We start from the raw sequence: 23,673 nt of genomic DNA on the forward strand, positions 1-23,673 counted from the left end.
CACCACATTATTCATTATTATAGTCGTCGCCAATATCCTTGTTTTTTTGCACGGTAAATCTTTTTTTCGAGAGCGGACGCGTAAATGACAATCGGTGAGATAGAAAGGTAAAGGATGAGCGGATAAAGCTATCATTGAAGCTTTTGTGGCGGAAAGGGAACAGGGGCACAATATAAGGAGAGCCCAACGATTTCAAACGCAATAAATGTCCCAGAATGAGCATTAAACCAATCATTATGCCTAACCCGCCCCACAAGGATGCCAAGACAATCAATGGAAAACGCAAAAACCGTATCGTATTGGACATTTTAAAGATAGGCGTAGTAAAGGAAGCCAATGCCGAAAGCGAAACGATGATGAGCAATATATTACTGGTTAACGCGGCTTGCACCGCTGCTTGCCCAAGGATGATTCCTCCAACGATGCCGAGCGTTTGACTGACCTTTGTAGGCAGCCTGGAACCGGCTTCGCGCAGCAACTCGATGGTGATTTCCAAGAAAAGGACTTCAAGCAAAGGAGGGAAGGGGACGTTGGATCTTGATTCGATAATCGGTCCTAATAGATCCCTGGGAATGACAGTGTAATGAAAGGTAAGAATCGCAACGTAAAAAGAGGTAGCCAAAATGGAAAACGCGATTCCAAAATAACGGATGAGACGGAAGAACGATCCCATAATCCAAGGCAAATAATAATCTTCGGGCGAAATAATAAAGCTAAATAAGTTAACGGGTGCCGTAATAACAATAGGAGAGCCGTCGCATAGAAGGGCTACTTCCCCGTTCAGCATAGAATACATGACTCTATCCAGCCGTTCGCTTGACATAAATAACGGAAAAGGAGAATTCGAGTTGTCGGTAATCAGTTGTTCCAGAAGAGAAGTTTCAAACAGCACATCGAATTCTAGGTCCAAGAGCCTCTGCCTTGCCGTATTTACATGTTGCGGATTAGTAATATCCTCCAAATAAGCGATTACGATCCTCGTTTTTGAAAGTGATCCTATAATGTGCTGCTCAAATATAAGTTTCTCGGTGACAAGCCCTCTTCGCAGCAAACTCAGGTTGATATCGATATTTTCGACAAAACCGACCTTCGGACCGATTACGCTGTATTCATTTTCGGTATCATTATAACCACGATGCCCCAGTTTTAAATCCGCGATGTCTACTAGAAGTCCTTCATCCAAAGAGGGATCCATTTGAATGAAAATTGAACCGTGAGCCAAACTTTGCACGATTTCTTCCACGTTTGATAGAACTTTAATTCCTTCAATCGGAATCAAGGCTTTCAAATCATGCACATTTTCGATTTCACCATTCGATAGTTGAAAAAAAGAGAGTAAATCATGGTGAAATTGTTCATGGCTTATAAGCGTTTTATAGTATGAAAAATGAAGGCGTATATCTTTTATATCGATGGTTGTTTGTAAAAAATCATTTGATTTTGAGATCTCTTTTAATGCCTTATGTACATGTGAGAGCATGCGAAAACCACCAGTCTAAAAGAAATAATTCGTCTTATTATGAACTGTTGATTTAGAAGTTATTCCCTGGATGGAATCAGAACATGGTGCAATAGTCTAAAAAGCAATATTTGATCGAATTTGATCATTTGTGTTAAAATGAGTGAAAAAAAGAGGTGAACGAATGCTGCCATTACAACGAAAACAAGCTATATTGATATATCTATCCGAACGAGGCGCCGCTACGATGAAAGAGCTCAGCGACCATTTTGGCGTATCGGGCATGACCATTCGTCGAGACTTGAACGCTCTGGAGCAAGAGAATCATGTGCAGCGTTCCCATGGAGGCGTTATCTACCAAGACTCCAAGCTGGCTCAAGAACCGGATCTGGCTTCCAAGCAAGCAAATAACCAAGATATTAAAGAGCGATTGGCCGCTTTCGCGGCCGAGCATTTCATTCATGAAGAGGATGTTCTTATTCTGGAGAACGGAACGACGGTATCCCGGATTGCGGATCTGCTGGATTCCTTCGGGCAGTTGACCGTGCTAACCAATGGGCTGGAAACGTTAAGTCGGTTTCGCCCGCATGTCTCGGAGAGACATGCGATCATTTGCTGCGGCGGGTTGCTGAGGGAAGTGTCGGGTACATTTGTCGGGCCGGTAGCGGAGCAATTTTTTGCCGCTTATCATGCGAATACGTTGTTTCTATCCGCACTGGGCTATTCGCCTGAGTATGGGTTTACGGATCCAAACCTGCTCGATACGCAAGTGAAGAAGGCGATGATTAGCTCCGCCAAGAAGGTGGTTATGCTCTTGGATTCATCCAAAGTTGGCAACCGATACTTCTCAACAGTAGCGCAGCTGTCCGATATCGATGTGTTCGTGACGGATAGCGGAATGCGGGAAGAAGACAGACGGCTCATTGAAGCAAGCGGCGTTGAGCTTCATATTGTTTAAAAAATTCAATTTGTTCCTCTACCATATGTTCATTTGTGTTAGTTTGTGATATATTATGATAAATTAACATAAGGGAGCTGTGAATTTGACATGGAATTAGCTTACAACAGAGAACCTTCCACCTCTATTCGAAACTGGGAACATGAAGCTTGGACTGGATATAAGGCAATTGGATCAACCATATTGGATAAAGCGAGTATCAGCAAGAAAACGGTTGTCGTTATCGAATGTTATCCCGGCGTCAGGCAAGAGGAAGTTATAACTGGGATTTCTTCCTTCTTGAACCCGGCTGCGATCTTTCGAGCCGAAGAAGCGGCAATCGACCCTATAGAAGTTGATCGCTTAGTAGACGGATTTCTGACTGACGATCGTGTATTCGGATTTATGACCTCCTTTCAAATCAATGAATTTTATGATCAAGCTAAAATCGTTTCCCTCCAAAGTCAGATTGAAGCGATATCCGGCGGTATTATCGTTGTCATCGGATTCGGCGCTTCACTTATTGCGGCAGGCGACGTTCTTGTCTATGCAGACATGGCGCGTTGGGAAATCCAGCTTCGTCTTCGTTCCAAGGAAATCGAAAATTGGAGAACCAGCCACCCGGAAGAGGATATGCTCCGCCGATACAAACGCGGCTTCTTCTTCGAATGGCGGATGGCTGACAATTTGAAGAAAACACTGCTAGGCAGTATAGATTACTACTTGGATACGAATGCGAAAGACGATCCTAAGATGGTATCGAAGAGCGCATTGTTCGCAGGACTTGAACAAACGGTGAATCGTCCGTTCCGTCTCGTTCCTTATTTTGATCCCGGCGTATGGGGAGGCACATGGCTTGAAGCGAATATCGGTTTGCCTAAACGAGAGCATCCTTATGCGTGGGGCTTCGACGGAGTGCCGGAGGAGAACAGCCTCTATTTCCAATACGGACCGGTCAGGATTGAGCTTCCCGCTATCAATCTCGTGTTCTTTGAATCGATTAAGCTGCTGGGAGAGAAAGTATTCGAGAGCTTCGGTGCCGAATTCCCGATTCGCTTCGACTTTCTGGACACCATTGGCGGGCAAAGCTTGAGCTTGCAGGTCCACCCGACAAATGAATATATCAAGGAACATTTCGGGATGCCGTACACGCAGGATGAAAGTTATTACATTCTCGAGGCGACGCCAGGCGCAGAGGTGTATCTTGGTCTGAAGGAAGGCATCGATTCGGCAGCCATGATCGCTGATCTGAACAAGGCGCAGGAAGACGGATACAGCTTCCCGGCGAATGATTACATTAATGTGTATCCAGCCGTCAAGCATGATCATTTTTTGATTCCGGCAGGAACCATCCACTGTTCTGGAGCGGGCTGCATGGTGCTGGAGATCAGCGCGACCCCGTATATTTTCACCTTCAAGCTGTGGGATTGGGAACGCCTCGGGCTTGACGGCAAGCCTCGGCCCGTTCATGTAGAGCATGGGAGCAAGGTCATTCAATGGGACCGGGATACCAAATGGACAACGTCGGAATGCGTCGGCAGGGTAGAACGCATTGCGGAAGGACAGGGTTGGATCGAAGAGAGAACCGGTCTTCATGCGCTTGAGTTCATCGAGACGCGCCGGCATTGGTTCTCGGTTCCGGTTAGTCACGAGTCAAACGGAAGCGTTCATATGCTGAATTTGGTCGAAGGCGAAGAAGCGACAATCGAAAGCCCGGATGGCGCCTTCGAGCCCTTCATCATACATTATGCGGAAACCTTCATTATTCCGGCTCATGTCGCTGCTTACTCGATTCGGCCAAGTGGTCCGAGCGTAGGGAAAACCATTGGCACCATTAAAGCATACGTCCGAGTATAGAGGGGGTATTATATGAATTCTTCCATCATTCTTGCCTTTGACGTCGGGGGCACGCAAATTAAAGCAGCAGCGCTCATCAATGGCTCCATTATTAGTCCATCCGTCGCGCAATATGACGCTCATTCGGACCAAGGCGCAAGCGAGATCATTGCCCGCTTCGTAGCGATCGCTTCGGATGTGCTGTTAAGAGCAGGTTCAGCCGATAAGCCGATTGGAGGAATTGGAATGGCATTCCCCGGTCCTTTCGAATACGAGAATGGAATTAGCCGCATCCAAGGCTTGGCGAAATACGAATCCCTGTATGGTCTTCCTTTCGGCAATCTGCTTGAGGAAGCCATTCGGGAGGAAGCCTCCTTGAAGTATAGGCTGGATCCGGATTTTCGAATCCGCTTTGAGAACGACGCTGCGTTGTTCGGGCTCGGTGAGGCCGGATTCGGGACTGCGCTTGGAGCCAAACGAACGGTATTCCTCACAGTCGGGACAGGGCTTGGCTCTTGTTTTCTTGAGAATGGGCAGCTTGTGAAGGAACGATTTGACGTGCCTGACAATGGCTGGCTGTACACAATTCCCTATAAGAGTGGCATCGCGGATGATTATGCTTCCAGAAGAGGTGTGCTTGAACTCGCGTCAGAGCTCGGGATGGATGGGAAAGGTATGGATGTTCATGAGTTCGCCGCGTTAGCAAACGAGGGAGATCCGGCATCTATCCAGCTTTTTGCTGCCTTCGGCGAGCGAATGGCTGTTATTCTGGAGCAGCCCCTGCATGCCTATCAGCCGGACTTAATCGTATTTGGGGGTCAGATTTCCAAGAGCGGCCATTTGTTTGTGCCGGCTTTTCAAAATAAACTGGCGGCCTTGGGTATATTTGTCCGGGTTGCGATCAGCCAGGATACGCTTGAGAGCACGTTCAAAGGCATATACGAATTCGTCAAATAAATGCATCAGCATGTTTACGCTTGCATGTGCAAGGACAAGCAGCCCAGAAGCTTATTCGGGATAATTAACCGGGTAAGCTTTTTACATTAGGAAAATCAAGATAAATGCCATGCGGGCCTATAGCGGAGCGAGCGGTCAGCAGGCAGCGCAAGGACAGAAAAAAGTGATATGTTTCGAAAAAATGTAATATATCCTTCGTTTTCGCGTCCTGTCTATAATGGTCATACACTCAGAGTTAAGCAGTGCAACCAAGGAGGAAACGAACCTATGAACAATTTTAAAAAGAATTGGAAAATTCATGTGATTCATCATTCGCATACGGATATCGGCTATACAGAAAGGCAAGAAAAAATCGAGCAGTATCAGGTGGATTTCATTCGGCAAGCCATCGAAATTTGCCGTGCTTCCCATACGGAGGAACGTAGTGAATGGAAAGGTTTTAAATGGACTTGCGAAACCTTCTGGGCCGTCGAGAAGTTTTTGACAGAAGCGACGGAAGAAGAACAGAAAGCGTTCGTGGATGCACTTAAGCGGGGAGATATCGAATTATCGGGCACGTACTTGAATATGACCGAATTGATCAATTTCGAGCTGTTGAGCAATATGCTGGCAAGAGCAGGGAAGTTTGCGAGTCCGCTAGGCCTTCAAGTAAGGTCAGCTATGACGGCTGATATTAACGGATACAGCTGGGGATATGCGCAGGCATTGGCAGACGCGGGAATCGAGAATTTGCTTTCCTGCATTCACACACACCATGGCATGTTCGCGATCGGCCGCAAGCAGTATCCGTTCTACTGGGAAACTCCAAAAGGCGAGAAAATATTAGTTTGGAGCGGCGAGCATTATATGATGGGCAATGATCTGGGTATTAATCCGGACGGCACGCTCTCCTACACCATTCGGGATGAGAATCCGGTATGGGGCATTGCTGAGGATCACTGGACGCATGCGGAAACCCGCATTTCTCGATACCTGGAGCAGCTTGAGAAAGAAAATTATCCGTATGACTTTATTTTGGTAAACGTGATGGGTCTTCTTCGGGATAACTCAGCTCCAAATGGCAGAATTATGAGCTTCATTCAGGAATGGAATGAGAAGCATGGGGATCGCGTGGAAATCCAAATGACGACGTTGAATCGTTTCTTCGATCTTGTGAAAGAGCAGGATGCAGACATTCCCGTGTACAGAGGCGATTGGCCAGACTGGTGGTCCGACGGGGTTGCTTCCACGGCTATGCATACGCAAATCTTCAGAAACGCGCAACGTACGCTCGATGTGGTCAAACGATTGGATCCGGAAGCGAGCTATGTGAAACCGGAGCGAATGGCAGAAGCTGAGCAGCAATTGATCATGTACGCGGAGCATACCTGGGGCTATCACTCCTCGATATCGGAGCCTTGGCATATGATGGTGCAGGAGCTCGCTGTAAGAAAGGAAGCTTATGCCGCAAACGCAAGCAGACTGGTATACGTTTCTTTGGACGATGTGCTGGAGGGACGAGGCGATGTGCTGCTGCGAGCAAACAGGGCATTCACCTATAAAGTGGTCAATTCCTTCGATTACCCTGTAGAAGATCTGGCATTCTTCTATCTTGAGGAGCAATGGGAAGCTGATTATTATAGAAAAGGCTTCGAGGTAGTCGACGAGCAAACGGGACAAGTGATTGCTCACCAGCAGGAGAAGGTAAGCAGAGGATATCAAATTGCCATAATGGTTAAGCTTAGCGCAAAGGAAGAAAAAAGATTTTATATCCGCGACGCTGCGCAGGCCTCCTCGATTACGACCAGCAGCACCCGCTTACGCGGAGCAGATCGCATCCATGATATCAAAGATTTGTTGCCTCCTGTACAGGAAGATATGCCTCGTATGCATATTACAGAGAACAGCATTGAATCTCGTTTCGTGCGGATTGTTTGGAAAGCGGGGGAAGGTATCGTTTCATGGATCGAGAAAGAAACAGGTAAGGAACTCATCGATCAGGAGCAGTCTTGCGGAGCATTCACCCCGGTCTATGAAGTGACTCACGGTGATCATGGCGATCAGATGAACGTGAGAAGAATCATGGGAAGAAATCGAAAAGGAATGAACGTTCAGCGTTCTGCCGGCGTCCTTACGGGTGTGAAGACCATAACGGACGGACCGATTTACAGCATTATCGAATTGAAATACCAGGTGCAGGGAATGAGCCATTATTCGTTATTCCTCAAAGTGTATTTGGCGCAGCCGAGAGTTGATGTTTCCGTCCGCATCCACAAAGACAGTGTCTGGGACCCCGAGAACGTATACATTTCTCTGCCTTTCGTCAAAGAAGAGAACGGAGAGCTGTGGCTTGAAAAAGCTGGGGCGCTCGTGAGACCGGGCATCGATCAAATACCGGGTACCGGTATGGACTTCTATTGTATTCAAGAGGGACTTGCTCTTGTATCGGCACAAGGAGGACTTTCAATTGCAGCGCCGGATACGCCGCTAATGCAAACCGGTTCCTTGGAATATGGGCCAAGACTCGTTCAAGGCCAGCAACAAGAGGATGCGAAGAAGACGCTGTACGCATGGGTTTTGACGAACTATTGGGAGACGAACTTCAAGGCAACATTAGGCGGCTTCTACGAGTTCCGTTATATGCTGCAATGGGGTAGCGACGTGAATACAGCGGAGAAGGCGATCCAGCTGTGCCACAGTGTAAATGCAGGAACGGTAGCGTTTCGAACAAAATAAATCGATAAACCAAAAAAGGGCTGCATCTTATTAAAGATGCCCTTTTTTTGCTCTTATCCAGGAGGAAAAGCAACGGTGTACCGAATTCTGATTGTTGATGACGAGCGGATCGAAAGACAAGGTATCCTGCAGTTAATAAAGACCCATAAGCTGGATCTCGAGACAATACTAGCCGAGAACGGCGAGGTTGCGCTGGAAATCATTAAAAATCAACCGATTGATATTCTGATTACGGATATCAAAATGCCTTTTATGGATGGGCTGGAGCTGGCGGAGCATGTAAGCAAGCTGAATCCGAATATTGAAATCATTATTTATAGCGCTTTTAACGAGTTCGAATATGCAAGAAGAGCGCTGCGCACGAATATTTCCAATTATTTGCTCAAACCGATTCAAGTTACAGAATTTCTCGCCGTTTTGAAGCAAACGATTGAAACCTGCGACGAGCTAGCAGCGCAAAACATGCGCACGGATCAATTGCTGGAAGGGTATAATCGGGGACTGCTTTACGAAAAGGAAAAAATGCTGCTGGATGCCTTGAACGGCAAGCCGAATGCCGTGAATTCACGTACACTTGACCGATCATTTGATCAATCTGACCACACATGGATCCATTTGATTATTGCCGATTGCGGCAGGAAGTTTTTTGATATTCACCATGATTCCTTTACGGCGCTGTTAAAAGAGACGATCAGCTATGAATTCGATTACGTGAACATGGATGAGAATCAAAGCGTTTTATTCATCAACCATCACCAGCCTATCGACAAAGAAACACTAAGAGAGCTTGGAGAATCGATCATACAGAAGACCAGGGAGGCCATGAGTGAGAATCTGGGCCTTGTCGTGGGGAAAGCGGTTGACAGGCTGGATCAGGTCCATGATTTGTACACTGAAATGGAGCGGATGCTCGAATTTAGATTTTTTATGGAGGATCAAGCGATCCTGTTCTCCGACGAGCAATTTGCCCAAGCCAATTTCAATGACATCGAGCTGAATCAAATACTGGAGAAGGTTTACCAGTGTCTGGAGTACAACGATATTGAAGTGGCAAAATACAGCTTGGAGCTGCTCTTCTCTTACCTTAAGACGAAAGGTCAATTTTCCTCGCTATACACCAAATTTATATGCTCGGAAATCATGAAGAAAGCAGTAACCAGGGATAACAAACTTGAATTTACCGAGATGAATGTATATTTGGATAGTATTTATAGAACGGTTTCTTTGCATGATTTGAAAGATTTTATGTTTGCGATTTTCGATAAAATTGAAATAAGCACGGAAATGAAGGCGAAAGATGATTCCAACCTTAAGCTAATTCGGACGATAAGGGAATTGATTGAAAAGGAATACGGTGAAGATCTCTCGTTGGAAGGCATTGCAGAGCGGGTGTATTTGACGCCAAGCTATTTGAGCTATCTGTTCAAGAAGGAAACGGGCCAAAGCCTGATTCGGTACATCACGCAAGTCAGGATGGAGAAGGCGGCTTTGCTGCTGACCGAATCGAATATGAAAATCGTCGATATGTATACGTTGCTGGGCTATAGAAGCTCTACTTATTTTATTCAAACCTTTCGGAACTACTATGGGGTCACTCCAGCCAAATTTCGGGAATCATCTTCGTAAAAAATCGATCTATATCACAAATATGTGAGATATCAGTCACCTAGGGGCTGTTGCTATGATAGAGGAGCAAGATAGAACGAATTAATGGAGGATGGTCATGAAGACAAAGAGAATACTTGCTTTACTTTGTGCGGTTACCGTATTTGGGTTAACGGCATGCAGCAGCGGCGGCGATAACGGCAATGCTTCAAATTCTACAAACGCAGGAAACAAAACGCCGCAGCAGACAGAAACAAATACAGAGCCGGAAGCAGACAAACCTTTCGGGAAATACAATGAAACCGTTACCATCACGCTTGGAAGACAAGGTGTTTCCGGCAATAACTTGCCATCAGGCGATACGCTGGAAAGCAATCAATTTCTGAAATACGTTGAAGACCGGTTAAACGTAAAGGTCAAGTATGATTTCTCGGTGGAAGATCTGGATGCTTATAATCAAAAAGTGACATTGGCTATCGCCAGCAACAATACGCCGGATGTCATGGTTGTTGACGAGCAGCAATTCAAGCGTATGGCGCAAGCGAAGATGCTGGCTGACCTCACAGATGTGTACGATCAATATGCCTCGCCATTAATTAAGGAATATTACAGTTCTTATACTGACGATAGAGTGCTTAATACGGGAAGAATTGACGGCAAGCTTCTAGCTCTGCCGAATACGAATATCGATGGCAGCTACCAGCTGCTCTGGATTCGTAAAGATTGGCTGGATAAGCTGAAGCTTACGCCACCGAAATCGATGGAAGAAGTAACCGCCATTGTGAAAGCTTTTAAGGAGCAAGATCCAGATGGCAACAATAAGGCAGATACAGTGGGCTTGCTTGGAGAAAAATCAGTCGTTACCGACGGCGGATTCTTTACCTTCGATCCTGTATTCAACGTAAATCATTCCTATCCGAAGAACTGGTTCAAGGACAGCAGCGGCAACATCGTCTACGGCTCCACTACCCCGGAGACCAAAGAAGCGCTTAAAGTTCTGCGCGATCTGTATGCGGCAGACCTTATCGACAAAGAGTTTCTCACCCGTAAGTGGGAAGACAACGCAGGTCTCGTATCCAGCGGCAGAGCGGGCATTCTATTCGCGCCATGGTTCGCGGGCTGGGCATTATCCGATGCGGTGAAGACGAATCCGAACGCGGATTGGATTCCGCTGGCCGTGCCTCTGGATGGAGAGGGAAATCGCAACATCGTACCATCGGTTCCATCGGGCATGTTCCTGGTGGTGAACAAAAAAGCCGAAAATCCGGAAGCGGTTATCAAAATGCTGAACGTGGAATACGAAGGCATCCGTCTTATCGATCCGGCTTCGCAAGAGCTTTATAAAGATCTAGGCGTAGGCTGGCAGAATTACCCGCTGAACCTGCAGCTTGATTACCAGGATTCGCTTGCCCGGGACATTCCGGTTTTTGACCAGGCGATTAAAGACAATACTTCTGCTGGATTGCCTGCCCGTATTATTCCACGGGTAAATTCCGTACTGAAAAACAATAAAGACCCGAAAAAGGATCTTCCCGCATACGCGGATTCGCTTGCTTTCTATACGGGTGCTGCTGTGACGGGCGCCAAAGAAATCAAAAAAATCGATCCGATCTTTTATGGTAAAACGGCTACTATGCTTAAAAAAGGCGCAAACCTGGAAAAACTCGAGAATGAAACTTTCTTAAAAATCATTACGGGAACTGCACCAATGGATGAATTCGATAAATTCGTTTCCACGTGGAAAAATATTGGCGGCGACGAAATAACCAAAGAAATTGCAGACGCTGTCGCAGGCAAATAATGCCGTAATCACAATCGTTGAGTGAGGGGCAGCTTGCTAAGCAAGAATGCCCCTCTTACTAATACCATGATTAGGTGGAGATGCTATGAGAAGTCGATCTTTTGTATGGAATTACCATGTCATGCTGCTGCCGGGAATTTTATTGCTGATTGCATTCAGCGTTATTCCAATGTTTGGAATCGCTATCGCTTTTCAAGATTTTCAGCCTACTCTTGGAATCTTTCATTCGGAATGGGTAGGATGGGATAATTTTTCGTATATGTTCAGCTTGCCTGACAGTAAGCTCATTTTTGTGAATACGCTGACGATCGCGTTGATGAAAATAGCCGCAGGCCTTATCGTTCCTTTTGTATTTGCGTTGCTGCTTCATGAGGTTTATCACGTAAAATTCAAACGGACGATTCAGACGATCGTCTATTTGCCCCATTTCATGTCATGGGTTATTCTATCGGGTGTTCTTGTCAATCTATTAAGCCTGGACGGATTAATTAATCAGATGATTAAATGGTTCGGTGGCGACCCTATCATGTTCTTGCAAAGCAACAGCTGGTTTCGCGCCATTATCGTCTCCAGTGACGTGTGGAAGGAATTTGGATTCAGTACGATCATATACATCGCGGCACTTACATCGATTAACACGAACCTTTATGAAGCGGCAGCCATCGATGGCGCTACCCGGTTTCAAAGACTTCGCCATATTACGGTCCCTAGTTTGATGACAACGATTATTCTTCTGGCTACGCTGGCCTTAGGTAATGTGCTTAATGCGGGTTTTGAGCAAATTCTCAATCTATACAATCCTATCGTTTATCAAACTGGCGATATTATTGATACTTATGTTTACCGTGCCGGCTTGCTCGAAATTCAATATGGGCTGGCAACAGCAGTCGGACTGCTCAAGTCTTTGGTTAGTTTTTTGCTGATTACGATTTCGTACGTCCTTGCAGCCCGATTTGCCAACTATCGTATTTTCTGACAGGAGTGATGATCTATGGTTAAAGGAAATAGTCGTGCCGTTGATATGATGATCTATGTATTCCTGGCTTTTATTGCCTTTCTTTCAATGGCTCCGGTCCTGAATACCCTTGCTATCTCCTTCAGCGGAAAAATAGCGGCGATGTCTGGCGAGGTATATTTTTGGCCGGTGGATTTTAATTTGAATGCTTATAAATCCGTCATTAGCGATCGAGGCTTTTTCGTTTCATTCGGCGTTTCGATCAAGAGAGTACTGCTTGGAGGAGCAATCAATTTTGTCATTACGATATTGATGGCTTATCCTTTATCCAAAAGCGGGAAGTTTTTCCCTGGACGCAATATTTATATGTGGTTTATCGTCTTCTGCATGCTATTCAGCGGCGGCTTGATTCCGTGGTACATGACAATCTATACGTTCGGAATGCTCGATACGATATGGGCACTCGTGCTGCCGACTGCCGTTCCCGTGTTCAACGTCATTCTGCTGATGAATTTCTTCAAAGGAATCCCTAAGGAGCTCGAGGATGCGGCCAATATCGACGGTGCCGGTCCTTGGAAGACGCTAATTCTCATCTTCGTTCCCGTTTCTACACCTGCGCTTGCTACGGTTACTTTGTTTTCCATCGTAGGGCATTGGAACTCCTTCTTCGATGGTATGATTCTCATGCAGCATAAAGAAAATTGGCCTTTGCAAACTTACATTCAACAATTGATCATCAGCGTCAATTCGATCATGAATACGACAGATCCCGAAGAAATCAAGCGCTTGTCGAATATGTCAAGTCAACTGCTCAATGCAGCTAAGGTCATGGTGTCCATGGTTCCGATCATGCTCATTTATCCGTTCTTGCAGAAATATTTCGTCAGCGGAATCGTACTTGGCGCTGTCAAAGAATAACACCTGCTTCTAGCTTCCTGTCCATATAGATCAGTCTTGCTATAATAAGTCTATATGGAAGGAAAGAAGGCGGACCTACAATGAAAATAAACTTTAAAAATAAATGGAAAATAAAGCATAAGCTGTTTATATCCTATATAGCCGTTATTATGATACCGCTTATGATTTTGGGCATTTATTCCTATCAGCAATCCAAACAGCTCCAGGTTCAACAATCGAACATCGTTCTTCAAGACAGCTTGAAGAAGATGGAGGACAGTCTTACCTATAAACTGCAGCGGTTTAACGCGGCGATTGAATTGATCAGCTACAACCCGAATTTCTCCCATATTTTCAATGAGGAATATAAGAGTTATTATGACATGTATATCGATTTGCAAGATACTGTGGATCCTTTGCTTAATACGGCGCTTTTCTTGAATAGCGATATTGCGCGGATTACGATTTATACGGAGAATAACCTAACGGAACGAATGAATTCGATCATGCCGATTTCGAAGGTAGAACATGAATTTTGGTACAAAGAATCGTTGAACTCGGCGGATACGCATTGGTATGCGGAAGAAGGGAAAATTTTCGGCGTTAGGCGAATATTCGGGGATATTAATTACGATAAGAAAAATTTGATTTATATGGAACTGATACCTGAGTTTTTCTTTAATTCCTTGAAACCATCGGAATTGAATGGATCCACGGTCGTCATTACGGATCCGCAGATGAATATTGTTTATGCGAGCGATGATTCGCAAGCCCAATTGGCTGCAGTGCGTCAATTGCTCCAACAATCCAAGCAAAAGCCGAATACCGAGAATTCTCAATATATATGGCTCAATAGAACAATGAAAGAATCAGGCTGGACCATCTCGCTCATCGCTTCCTCGGAGGCGTTGACGATAAAACCTTGGAAAATTATACGGGCTACAATTATCATTGAAGCCGCTTGCTTCGTTATTTTATTAGGAATGATTTGGTTATTTACGCGAGTGTTCGTTCGAAGGATTCATCGTTTAAATACGAAGATGAGAATGGTCGAAGAAGGCATATTCACGATCAGCCTGAAGGTTCATTCCCAAGATGAAATCGGGGAGCTCGAACTTCGATTCGTGAAAATGCTGACCAGTATCAATTTATTGATCGAGGAAGGGTATAAAAGCAAAATTATTCAACGGGAGGCGGAGCTGCGAGCCCTTCAATCGCAAATCAACCCGCATTTTCTTTACAACTCCTTGTCCATCATTAATTGGAAAGCGATAGAAATCAAGGCAACCGACATCAGCAACGTAGCAGGGACGTTGGCTACCTTCTATCGAACGACGTTAAATAGCGGCAATGATACGATGTCTGTGAGAGACGAGCTTCTAAATACGACGTCCTATCTCGAGATGCAGCTAATTATGCATGACCATGATTTTGACGTGATTTACGAATTGGAGGACGAAATTCTCGATTATCGGATGATCAAGCTGGTGCTTCAGCCTATCGTAGAAAATGCGATTGAACACGGTATCGATCAGAAGCGATCAGGAAAAGGCGAGCTGAGAATTAGCGGCAGGTTGGATGGCGAAGCCATTGTATTCACGGTACATGACAACGGTCCAGGGATGGATAAGAAATTGTCCGAAGACATCCTGGTTAAGCAATCCAAGGGTTATGGCATCTACAATGTGCAAGAGCGAATAAGAGTGCAATATGGCAATGAATACGGCATCGCCATTCAAAGCGTGCTCGGTGTAGGAACAGAGGTGACTGTGAGGATATCTAGTCGCTTGCAGGATGATTCCAAATAAGCAGGGGTCGATTCCTCTTCCCTTTATCAAAGGACTAGAGAAATCGACCCCAAATGCTTTTATTACCTACAAGTTGTACTTCCGGATTAAGTAAGTCGGCGTGCAGCTCCAAGCATGGCAATAGCTATTGATCATAGGATCGCCATAAGGAGAGAAGGATTTATTGGCGGGATCGTACAGCTCCCAGAAAGTATCCGCCCCGTCCGCAATCATTTCACCCCAGTAGGCTTTCATTTGATTGATGGCTACCTCTTTTTCACCCACAAGAATAAGCGCTTCCACCAAATGGTGGTACAGGTAAGGAGTCGTTACTCCGACAACCGGGTTTACATCCAATAAGCGGGTAAGCAGCTCCTTGTTTTTGTGAGGCTCCCAAACCTCCGCGAGAACCATCCAGATTTGGCTGGCCCAAGAGACTTGACGGTCCACGCCGCTTACGAAGAAGCCTGCCGCTTCATCCCATAAATGTGCTTTAGCCGATTCTACGAGTAGATCGAGCTGTTGCTTCAACGTTTCGACGGTATTACGGTCTACAATTTCGGCTATGCGGATGGCGATTCGAAGAGCATAGATCAACACGCCTTGCGTTGGCGCTTGTTTGTTCAAATCCTGATTCCAATCGATGAAGGAATACCATGAATTCGAATCTTGAATGAGACGCCGTTCATCCAAATAATCAAAGGCGATCTCGATTTGTTTGAGCGCTAAAGGCCATAGCTCAGTCAAAGTTTCCAGGTCCTGCGAGACCATATAATAGTCGTATAAGGTGGTGACAAAGAAAATCGAATAGTCGAGAAGGTACGTGTCATCCGCGATCAGATCCGAAAACGTAAATACGTTGGCTGTAATTTGTCCTTTGTCATTAGGGACGCCGGCAAATAAATATAGGTTTCGTTTCACTAAATCGTAATTTTTGAAGGTTTCATAGTTCGCCAATGCTTGAAGCCGAAGATCCCCCAGCCACAACCTGCGGTCCCGCTTGGGACCATCCTCGAATACGAGCTGCATGCAATCCTGCAAGGTTTTGATACTGACCTCATCCATTTTCTGAATAAGCTCGTCCGCGTGCATTAGCGGCATGACCTTGCTGATATCGGCGGAAGTAACCGTGCGGCATACAATTTTGTCAAAGGAAACACGGTATTTCTGGGAAGCAGCGATCACTTCAAACTTCACATAACGAAAACTGTAACGACGGGGCAGGGTGATCACTCCTGGCAGTATATCCACGTGGAATACGGCTTCTTGGAGCCAGGAGCTGCTGATCCAGCCCTCATAAGAACTGAAGGGCTCAGCCATCTCTATTGGCATCTCGCCGAAGGTGATCTTGAGATGAAGAGGCGCATCCGGCGGGCTGCCGACTGGACGGATATGGATTTCATCCAAATACCCGACAAGATGCGTTCCATAGTCCAGAATGAATTGATCACCTTTTCCGAAGCTCTTATGGCGGAGCTCTTCTGCAGGCTCCAAGACGTTCGCTCTCCATCCATGTACGACAGAGGGATCGGATATGACATCTATAAGATGAACCGGATGGGCTTCCGTACTGATGAGATCCGGTTTTAGCTGTTCTGCTTTTGCAATAAAAGCTTCGTTTCTAATAATCGTATGTTCCTTAATTACTTGAATGTTCGCCACGTATACTTCCCCTCTCGGACAATAGTCTCACTATTTATTTAAAAGCTTTCTTGCGCATTCAGCAATGATGTCAGTACAGAAATAACTATTCGTTTTACAGCTGTCGCTTATTTTCTTCTCCCTAGCTAAATACCAATTGCCGAGAGAGCTTGTAAACCAGCAATTATCCTTCGAACCGCTACTTGGGAATCATTAAAGCGGATATTTTTTAAAGAAAATAAAGTGTTGAACTGAAAAATAAAGTATTAGACTCGAAAAATAAAGTTGTAGACTGAGATAATAAAGTATTAGACTGGCGACGCCCCCTTAAGCTAACGGGAGTTTACGCTAATGTACTTCTATAGAGATAACCTGATTCGACGTTAAATAAAAGAAGAACCGCCCTTCGGCATTGCCGATAGGACGGTTTGTTGTGTTGTGCAGCGACTATTGTATTTATTGAGCGTTCTGCAGGTGCCCTTCCAGACGATCCCAGGTTTCCGTGATGCCTTCCTCCATCCCCATGTCCAGCACCTGTTGCAGTGCTTCGGCGGATGCGTAAGTCGCTTGGTTGATTAGTTTTGTTTTACCTTCGAATTCCACGAACTGAAGGATGACATCCGTTGAAGGCATATCTGCTGAAACATTGCCTTCGCTATCGGAGAAGTAGTCGGTGTATTCGATCTGCTCGTTCGTTGCAATTGCCTTGTAGATGGCTTTACCCCAAGACTCCATGCCGTAGAAATCGCCTTGCGCTTTGTCTTCGCACTTCATGGAGAAATGCCAGATGCTGCAAATATCGTTCTAAGTTGTCGTGACGCTCGTACCAGATTCGTCGGTAACGCTCCAACCATTCATCAAGTTCTTTCAAAGGCTCAATCGAAGCTTGTAGTTCCGCTGATTTGCTTCCGCTTCGACTTCCACCAGGTCGGCTTCCAATAGGACGCGCAAATGTTTGGACGCTTGGGGCTGCCTTAGTTGCAGACTTTCCGCGATCTCGCCCACGGATAGGGGCCGCCCGCGAGTAAATCTACGATGCGTAATCGGTTCGGATCTGCCAGAGCGCTAAACGTCGTTGTGCTATCTGACATTCGGTGCCATCACCGCCGCGGCTTTTTAGTGCAAAAACCAAAAAATTAAAAACGATTAATCCCGCGCATAAAATTCAAGATTGCTTCAAAGCGTATTTTTTCAGCACAATCATCGCAACAAAAAAACTTAACCTTTCTTTCCTTAGCTTGTTTATATTTTAGTGAACCTTCGTATACCCTGAATGTTTTTTTGCAATTATAGCAAAGTACATCATAGTAAAACATTAGCACCTCCATAGTGACATATCACTTCTTAGTTGATATATCGAAGATTTTAACCAGTTCTCTCGTATACTCCTGAACATCTAAGTGTGGCTTTCTCATTAATTCCATGGTGAATCCGTCAATGGCATTTCTTATTGTTAACGCCATCACCCTTGCCGATGATTTGGTAAATTCCCTGAAGACTCCTTCTTGCATCCCTAGGATGAGAATATTTTCAATTGGAAGTAAAATAGCTTCATCGTGTTCTGCTGCAAATTGAAGTTTACCATCAGCAGTTATCGTTTTAGAAACCAATTCTATAACAGCGTAAACATGCAGCCGATTTTCAGATACAAATGAAAGATTGGACTCTATATACACTCGAAGCATCTCCTCAGGAGATTTTTGGGCTTCTAATCGTGGAGCAATGTATGATTGCCATGCTATATAGTATCCGATAGTTATTTGCTCCAATAATTCCTCTTTATTTGCAAAGTGATAAGAGATAACCCCCTTACTGATTTTTGCGCGTTTTGCAATTTGTCCTAAAGAGGCTTGGCCGTAACCTACTTCTGCGATTGTTTCAATCGCACATTCCACAATTTGAGCTCTACGGGCTTTTTCGATGAACGACATTTCTCTTTGGTTGGTCGGTTTATTTTCTTTACTCATGGATAAATTTTAGTACAATCGTACAAAAGAATCAAGCAATAAAACCATTTAGATGAATATGCCGCAAGCTGCAGATCCAAATTCCGCCGGCGCAGCTGCTCCTCGATCCCCGGCGGTGCGCTGAACACGCACAAGGAACGGACACTGCAAGCAAAATTAAACGGCCGTAGTCCGATGGAATTTAGGACTAAGGTCGCTTAAATGATTTCTATTATTTGTACTGTCTACTTGACGGGGTGCAGTTCAGACTTTATTTTCTTGTCTTTAGCTGCCGCTGCTTTATATTAATGCCTCAGTCTAAAACCTATTTCGTAAAGCTGACGATTCTTCGATTCAAAAACCACGCTAATTCAAAAACCCCAGTCTAATACTTTATTTTCTCCATACAGATATGCGAATCGAGGATTTTTTCAGCAGAGCCTACACGAAAAATTTTTTGACAAGCAATCGTCGGTTTATATTTTACAAGCATAACCGCCAATATAAGAGCAGGAACATGTATAATTTCGCGTTTTTTCGAGATTGCTCCCACGATGTGGAAGGTCTTATTATGCTCGTCAACGAGTATATCAAATCACGCAAATCCGCTAAAATAGATAATAAAGAATTAATCGGGTATTTGAGGATATCGTAGGTGTCAGTCCAATGGAATATCGATCAGAAGGAGATCATAGTGGGTGACCTAAAAAAAGAAATAGGGAGGCGAAAGGCCATGGATCATCTGCAACTGGATCACTATTTGCGACAGCTTGATTCGATAGAGAAAATTCAGATCATTACGCGTTCCAACGTCAATGAATTTGATGGAAATGAAAGGAGAGCGGAAAAGGATGGCACTGTTTTCCGCATGCAGGAAAATTATTTTTTTGATCAAGGGTCGATCTTCATCAGCAAGCATCACCGCTATGCTCCGATGCCGCTGCATAACCATTCCTTTATCGAGTTGAATTATATGTATTCCGGAGAATGCAAGCAGGAGATCAATGGAAATCTGGTTCATATCAACCAAGGTCAGGTTTGCATGCTGGATAAGGATGTCCTTCACCGTATTTATCCGCTTGGTGAAAACGATATCCTTATTAATATCATTATCAAAAAGGATTCCCTGTTGCCAAGGTTATTAGGTGGACTGAATCGAACAGGAATCGTGTCCAGCTTCCTATCCCATGCTTTATCGGAGGATCAGAGCCATGACCGTTATGTACTGTTTCACTCGGAGAATCGGCAACAATTGCATCATCTGATCAAGAATATGATGTGTGAATACTTTGAAACCGACGATTTGTCCATGGATATGGTGGGCTACTATATGCCACTGGTCTTTACCGAGCTCATGAGGGTCTATCGTACGGATAAAAATTTCGAGCTCAGCCATACGGACGGGCAGGGCAGCATCATTGATATTTTGCAGTATATCGAACAGAACTTCCGGAATTGTACATTAACAGGCTTAGCCAAAGCCTTCGGCTTTAATGCGAATTACTTAGGAAATATGTTGAAGGAACGAACAGGCCAAACCTTTCTATCCTTGGTTCAAACCCAGCGCATGGTGCAAGCCGTTCATTTGTTAAAGCATTCCACTAAAAACATCGATGAGATTGCACTTGAAATCGGATATGAATCGCCAGGCTTCTTTTACCGGAAATTCAAGGATTATTATGGCCAAACCCCAAGTCGTTATCGCAATTCAATGGAAGCCGAGGGGATTAAAAGATAGCTTTGCGACAAAATAAGTTTAAATAAACGTAATGGATAAGACCACATACACAATCCATCGTTGTTTCACTCGTCCAAATAGAGCAAGAAAACCGAATATTAAAAACGAACCTAATAGCTCATAGCCCATTGTCCAAAGGATATCATTTATTGCCCAGCCAATCTCTAGATGCGTCTAGGGCTCGCAACCGGATTATTCACGAAAGCGACATAGATTTTTGACAGAATGATGAGGGTTGATTGAGGAGCAGCACATAAACGGCGCAATATGGTAACCTATAGAAGTGAAATTACTGAGAGGAAGTGTCATGGCCATGCCGAACCAAAGCAATGCGATTAGTATCGAACGATTTCCGGCCTCTGTCACAAAGGTGCTTTTCGAAACGATAAAGATTGGCATTATTAAATCGAATCTCATCGCGATGATCGCAGGGCTAAGTATGGCGACTTTCGTTCATCATATACCGTTCTTCGATAAGATTGGCAACATATTGCTGGCTTTGATTGGATCGTCCTTGGTCATCGGAGCAGCAGGCATCTTTAATAATTTGTACGACCGCGATATCGACAGCGTTATGAAGCGGACGAAAAATAGGCCGACCGTATCCGGTATCATTGACGTCTGGAGCGGGCTGATCATGGGGATCTGGATCGCAGTCGGCGGTCTTGTCGCGCTGTTTATGGCTTCGCCGCTGTCTGCTATCTTCGGCTTTCTAGGACTTTTCCTCTATGTCGTGCCTTATACCATGTGGACGAAACGCAGAACAGTTTACAATACAGAGGTAGGTAGCTTGTCAGGCGCGATGCCCCCGCTGATCGGTTGGGCCGCAATCTCGCCTGACGTGTTGCATCCTGGAGCTATTGCCTTGTTCCTGTTAATGGTCATTTGGCAGATGCCGCATTTTTACGCGATAGCGATTCGCCGCATGGAGGAATACCGGGCGGCTAACATCCCGATGCTGCCGGTCGCCAAGGGCATTCGCAGAACGTACTTGCAGATGAACGTGTACTTGGTTGCATTGTTCTTATGCAGCGGTTTGTTCTGGTCCTTTAATCCGTACATCGCTGTGGCGAATGCGCTCCTGAGCTTGGGCTGGTTGATTCTGAGCATTAACGGCTACCGTAAGAAACAGGAAGATAAGTGGGCCCGTTCAATGTTCATTTTTTCACTGAACCATATTACGGTTATACTGTTGATGATCGTTTGTTACTCCATAGGCGCTCCATTGTTGTAATGGAAGGTTCGAGTGACCGAACTTTATAAGGTGAAAAGTAAGAGTTGAAAGGTTCAAGGGCTGCTCCGTTAGGAGCGGCCTTTTCCTTTGTGCATTATGCTTCATTCCCTCGGTACGATACGATACAGCGCTATCCTGCTGCCCTTGGAATGAGGATGTTCCGTAGACATTTTGGGTTAAAAGCAATAATGATCTGGTTAAAGCATGCGGATTATGCGCATGGGAATGGATTCATTTTCATGGTAGACTTGGCGAGACGCCAATGCGTACAATGATAAAGGCACCGTCGAGCAGATCAGGAGGTCAGCGCACGAGAATGAGGAGAACTATTGTTATTTCAGACATTCATGGTTATTATCAGACTTTTTTATCGTTACTTGATAGGATTCAATACAACGCTATTCATGATCGGCTTGTTTTGCTTGGCGACTACGTAGATGGCGGGCCTTCGTCTCTAAGAGTCGTGCAGCATGTAAGAGGATTGGCCCAATTAAGCGGGGTAAGCTGCATTGGCGGTAACCATGACGATATGTTTTTAAATTGGCTGGATGATCGAGATTATATCCTCTCGCCATATACCTCAGCACGCAATGGAGGCATGCAAACGATCCGTTCGTTCTGTCCTTGGTATGTGGATGAGTTAGATGATGAGAAGGCGCGAAATTATATCAAGCAGAAATATGCAGCAGATGTTCATTTCCTTCGGAATTTAAAGTACTTCACAGAAGATCAACACCATATCTATGTACACGCGGGTATCGATCCGGAATTATCGCATTGGCGCCATACATCTACAAAGGATTTTCGCTGGATTAGAGGCAAGTTCCATGCACATGATGGGATATTGCCGATCTTTAAAAAGATCGTATTCGGACATGAGGTAACTGCCAGGCTGAGTCACTCAAAAGAATTTAATCCATGGTTCGGGAAACAATTGATTGGTATCGATGGCGGCATCAAATTCGGGTATCAGCTGAATGCTTTAATCATTAGCGATCAATTGGAATATACATTTGCAAGTATAAAGAGCCAGGATTGAGTGCTGGAGGCAACGAGATAATACTGATTGACCTTTATGCGATCTTTGAAGCAGTGGAAGCATGAACGTTATAAAGTGAAAAGGAGATCTTGTTGCGCCACCTTGTAGAAGGTGGCGTTTTTTTGTATAATCCGAAGGTTGCGAATAATCCCATTTTCTAGGACTTCAATTAGCAAGTTGACAGGATACTGCTGTTGGATGGAATGGACAGAAGGGTTTGTTGAAAATAATAATGTAATAGTTGGTACGGGTATCTGATTGTTCGTTGAGGAGGTAAATAGCTATGAAAAAAGTGCAACATTCCCAACTTCAGCGATATTCAAAATGGTCAAAGATGGTGGTATGTTGACACCACCAGAGGAAACTGCTAAAAAAATAATAGAGTTTTTGTTTAAAGAAGATTTTGAACATGGTACGGTCATTGATATTCACGACTAAATCTTCTATTCAAATATGATATTCTATCAGAAGCATGAATTGACAGATCAAGGGAAGGCGGCACATGACATGAAGTTTAAATTTTCTCAAGTGAAAATAGCGGAAGAAATCGCTGTGGTAGCTCAATTGGCGGCAGCCATTTGGCGCGAATATTACGTATCCATTATTACAATGGAACAAATTGAATACATGATTGGCAAATATCAATCGATCTCTGCGATTACGGATCAGATTGACCATCAGGGCTATGAATATTATTTCATCCATAATGGTGAATCCGTGGTCGGGTATTTGTCGGTCAGAGAAGAGGAGGGTAAGCTCTTCCTGAGCAAGTTTTATATAAGCAAGGAACACCGGGGTCGCGGCTATGCCAGCCACGCGTCGGCATTTCTAGAGCAGCTGTGCAAAGACCGAAATCTAAGCCATATTTGGCTGACAGTCAACCGTGATAACGAATCCTCCATTGCTATATATGAGAAAAAGGGCTTCCAGATTGTTCAAGAGCAAATTGCGGATATCGGAAATGGATTTGTCATGGACGATTTTATTATGGGACGAATTGTCAAGCTAAGTGCGACACCTCTTCCATGAATGCTTCGTGAGCCGACCTCCAACCGAGACATTTACGAGGACGGTTGTTAATCAAACGAATGGCATCAGCGAGTTGGTCATCTGTAACGGTAGCGAA

At 44.9% G+C, this 23,673-nt stretch carries 17 protein-coding genes and 3 pseudogenes; 14 read left to right on the forward strand and 6 right to left on the reverse strand.

Going from position 1 to position 23,673, the window contains the following annotated elements; all coding sequences use genetic code 11:
• Window positions 1-7: 7 nt before the first annotated feature.
• Entirely contained in the window at window positions 8-1,480 is a 1,473-nt protein-coding gene (locus FHS16_RS02630; protein WP_183558408.1) for a spore germination protein, read from the reverse strand.
• Between the two features lie 163 nt (window positions 1,481-1,643).
• On the opposite strand from FHS16_RS02630, the gene FHS16_RS02635 reads away from it, so the two are divergent.
• From FHS16_RS02635 to FHS16_RS02675, 9 genes are all read left to right on the forward strand, one after another.
• Window positions 1,644-2,417: a DeoR/GlpR family DNA-binding transcription regulator gene (locus FHS16_RS02635; RefSeq protein WP_183558411.1), complete on the forward strand. Its 774-nt coding sequence runs from the start codon at window positions 1,644-1,646 to the stop codon at window positions 2,415-2,417.
• A 90-nt stretch (window positions 2,418-2,507) separates the two neighbouring features.
• Window positions 2,508-4,253, forward strand: a complete 1,746-nt coding sequence (locus tag FHS16_RS02640; RefSeq protein ID WP_183558413.1) for a class I mannose-6-phosphate isomerase — start codon at window positions 2,508-2,510, stop codon at window positions 4,251-4,253.
• 12 nt (window positions 4,254-4,265) lie between these two features.
• Window positions 4,266-5,189: an ROK family protein gene (locus tag FHS16_RS02645; protein WP_183558415.1), complete on the forward strand. Its 924-nt coding sequence runs from the start codon at window positions 4,266-4,268 to the stop codon at window positions 5,187-5,189.
• A 267-nt stretch (window positions 5,190-5,456) separates the two neighbouring features.
• Window positions 5,457-7,904: a glycoside hydrolase family 38 N-terminal domain-containing protein gene (locus FHS16_RS02650; RefSeq protein WP_183558417.1), complete on the forward strand. Its 2,448-nt coding sequence runs from the start codon at window positions 5,457-5,459 to the stop codon at window positions 7,902-7,904.
• 75 nt (window positions 7,905-7,979) lie between these two features.
• Window positions 7,980-9,530: a response regulator gene (locus tag FHS16_RS02655; protein WP_183558419.1), complete on the forward strand. Its 1,551-nt coding sequence runs from the start codon at window positions 7,980-7,982 to the stop codon at window positions 9,528-9,530.
• A gap of 97 nt (window positions 9,531-9,627) precedes the next feature.
• Window positions 9,628-11,310 (forward strand): extracellular solute-binding protein, encoded by a 1,683-nt coding sequence (locus FHS16_RS02660; protein WP_183558421.1) that lies wholly within the window; start codon window positions 9,628-9,630, stop codon window positions 11,308-11,310.
• An 85-nt stretch (window positions 11,311-11,395) separates the two neighbouring features.
• Window positions 11,396-12,286: an ABC transporter permease gene (locus FHS16_RS02665; protein ID WP_183558423.1), complete on the forward strand. Its 891-nt coding sequence runs from the start codon at window positions 11,396-11,398 to the stop codon at window positions 12,284-12,286.
• Between the two features lie 15 nt (window positions 12,287-12,301).
• Entirely contained in the window at window positions 12,302-13,183 is an 882-nt protein-coding gene (locus tag FHS16_RS02670; protein WP_183558426.1) for a carbohydrate ABC transporter permease, read from the forward strand.
• A gap of 80 nt (window positions 13,184-13,263) precedes the next feature.
• Window positions 13,264-14,970 (forward strand): sensor histidine kinase, encoded by a 1,707-nt coding sequence (locus FHS16_RS02675; RefSeq protein ID WP_183558427.1) that lies wholly within the window; start codon window positions 13,264-13,266, stop codon window positions 14,968-14,970.
• Window positions 14,971-15,036: 66 nt separating this feature from the next.
• Here FHS16_RS02675 and FHS16_RS32385 read toward each other — a convergent pair whose 3' ends face one another.
• From FHS16_RS32385 to FHS16_RS02695, 4 genes and pseudogenes are all read right to left on the reverse strand, one after another.
• A complete protein-coding gene (locus tag FHS16_RS32385; protein WP_312890757.1) occupies window positions 15,037-16,611 on the reverse strand; it encodes an alpha-L-rhamnosidase-related protein in 1,575 nt (524 codons plus the stop codon).
• Between the two features lie 435 nt (window positions 16,612-17,046).
• Window positions 17,047-17,379 (reverse strand): annotated as a pseudogene (locus FHS16_RS02685) (SRPBCC family protein); the annotation flags it as partial.
• Window positions 17,309-17,681 (reverse strand): annotated as a pseudogene (locus FHS16_RS02690) (ArsR/SmtB family transcription factor). The pseudogenes FHS16_RS02690 and FHS16_RS02685, both read right to left, overlap by 71 nt.
• 246 nt (window positions 17,682-17,927) lie before the next feature.
• Window positions 17,928-18,557: a TetR/AcrR family transcriptional regulator gene (locus FHS16_RS02695; protein ID WP_183558431.1), complete on the reverse strand. Its 630-nt coding sequence runs from the start codon at window positions 18,555-18,557 to the stop codon at window positions 17,928-17,930.
• Window positions 18,558-19,269: 712 nt separating this feature from the next.
• Here FHS16_RS02695 and FHS16_RS02700 point away from each other — a divergent pair.
• From FHS16_RS02700 to FHS16_RS02720, 5 genes are all read left to right on the forward strand, one after another.
• Window positions 19,270-20,274: an AraC family transcriptional regulator gene (locus FHS16_RS02700; RefSeq protein WP_183558433.1), complete on the forward strand. Its 1,005-nt coding sequence runs from the start codon at window positions 19,270-19,272 to the stop codon at window positions 20,272-20,274.
• Between the two features lie 313 nt (window positions 20,275-20,587).
• Window positions 20,588-21,508, forward strand: coding sequence for a heme o synthase (gene cyoE, locus FHS16_RS02705; protein ID WP_183558565.1), 921 nt, complete (start codon window positions 20,588-20,590; stop codon window positions 21,506-21,508).
• A gap of 316 nt (window positions 21,509-21,824) precedes the next feature.
• Window positions 21,825-22,547, forward strand: coding sequence for a metallophosphoesterase (locus FHS16_RS02710; RefSeq protein ID WP_183558435.1), 723 nt, complete (start codon window positions 21,825-21,827; stop codon window positions 22,545-22,547).
• Between the two features lie 258 nt (window positions 22,548-22,805).
• Complete coding sequence (locus tag FHS16_RS02715; RefSeq protein ID WP_183558436.1) at window positions 22,806-22,985, forward strand: hypothetical protein; 180 nt, start codon at window positions 22,806-22,808, stop codon at window positions 22,983-22,985.
• A 69-nt stretch (window positions 22,986-23,054) separates the two neighbouring features.
• Complete coding sequence (locus tag FHS16_RS02720) at window positions 23,055-23,576, forward strand: GNAT family N-acetyltransferase (protein ID WP_183558438.1); 522 nt, start codon at window positions 23,055-23,057, stop codon at window positions 23,574-23,576.
• On the opposite strand, the pseudogene FHS16_RS32575 reads toward FHS16_RS02720, so the two are convergent.
• Window positions 23,548-23,673 (reverse strand): annotated as a pseudogene (locus tag FHS16_RS32575) (IS30 family transposase); the annotation flags it as partial. The gene FHS16_RS02720 and the pseudogene FHS16_RS32575 sit on opposite strands and share 29 nt — an antisense overlap.

It is taken from the genome of Paenibacillus endophyticus (genome assembly GCF_014192395.1).
GTDB lineage: Bacteria > Bacillota > Bacilli > Paenibacillales > Paenibacillaceae > Pristimantibacillus > Pristimantibacillus endophyticus.

Coding starts and splice junctions, on each gene's coding strand:
- FHS16_RS02645 (WP_183558415.1), top strand. CDS start 4,266: ATGAATTCTTCCATCATTCTTGCCTTTGACGTCGGGGGCACGCAAATT.
- FHS16_RS02650 (WP_183558417.1), top strand. CDS start 5,457: ATGAACAATTTTAAAAAGAATTGGAAAATTCATGTGATTCATCATTCG.
- FHS16_RS02660 (WP_183558421.1), top strand. CDS start 9,628: ATGAAGACAAAGAGAATACTTGCTTTACTTTGTGCGGTTACCGTATTT.
- FHS16_RS02710 (WP_183558435.1), top strand. CDS start 21,825: ATGAGGAGAACTATTGTTATTTCAGACATTCATGGTTATTATCAGACT.
- FHS16_RS02700 (WP_183558433.1), top strand. CDS start 19,270: ATGGATCATCTGCAACTGGATCACTATTTGCGACAGCTTGATTCGATA.
- FHS16_RS02630 (WP_183558408.1), bottom strand. CDS start 1,480: ATGCTCTCACATGTACATAAGGCATTAAAAGAGATCTCAAAATCAAAT.
- FHS16_RS02635 (WP_183558411.1), top strand. CDS start 1,644: ATGCTGCCATTACAACGAAAACAAGCTATATTGATATATCTATCCGAA.
- FHS16_RS02640 (WP_183558413.1), top strand. CDS start 2,508: ATGGAATTAGCTTACAACAGAGAACCTTCCACCTCTATTCGAAACTGG.
- FHS16_RS02665 (WP_183558423.1), top strand. CDS start 11,396: ATGAGAAGTCGATCTTTTGTATGGAATTACCATGTCATGCTGCTGCCG.
- FHS16_RS02695 (WP_183558431.1), bottom strand. CDS start 18,557: ATGAGTAAAGAAAATAAACCGACCAACCAAAGAGAAATGTCGTTCATC.
- FHS16_RS02670 (WP_183558426.1), top strand. CDS start 12,302: ATGGTTAAAGGAAATAGTCGTGCCGTTGATATGATGATCTATGTATTC.
- FHS16_RS02675 (WP_183558427.1), top strand. CDS start 13,264: ATGAAAATAAACTTTAAAAATAAATGGAAAATAAAGCATAAGCTGTTT.
- cyoE (WP_183558565.1), top strand. CDS start 20,588: ATGCCGAACCAAAGCAATGCGATTAGTATCGAACGATTTCCGGCCTCT.
- FHS16_RS02720 (WP_183558438.1), top strand. CDS start 23,055: ATGAAGTTTAAATTTTCTCAAGTGAAAATAGCGGAAGAAATCGCTGTG.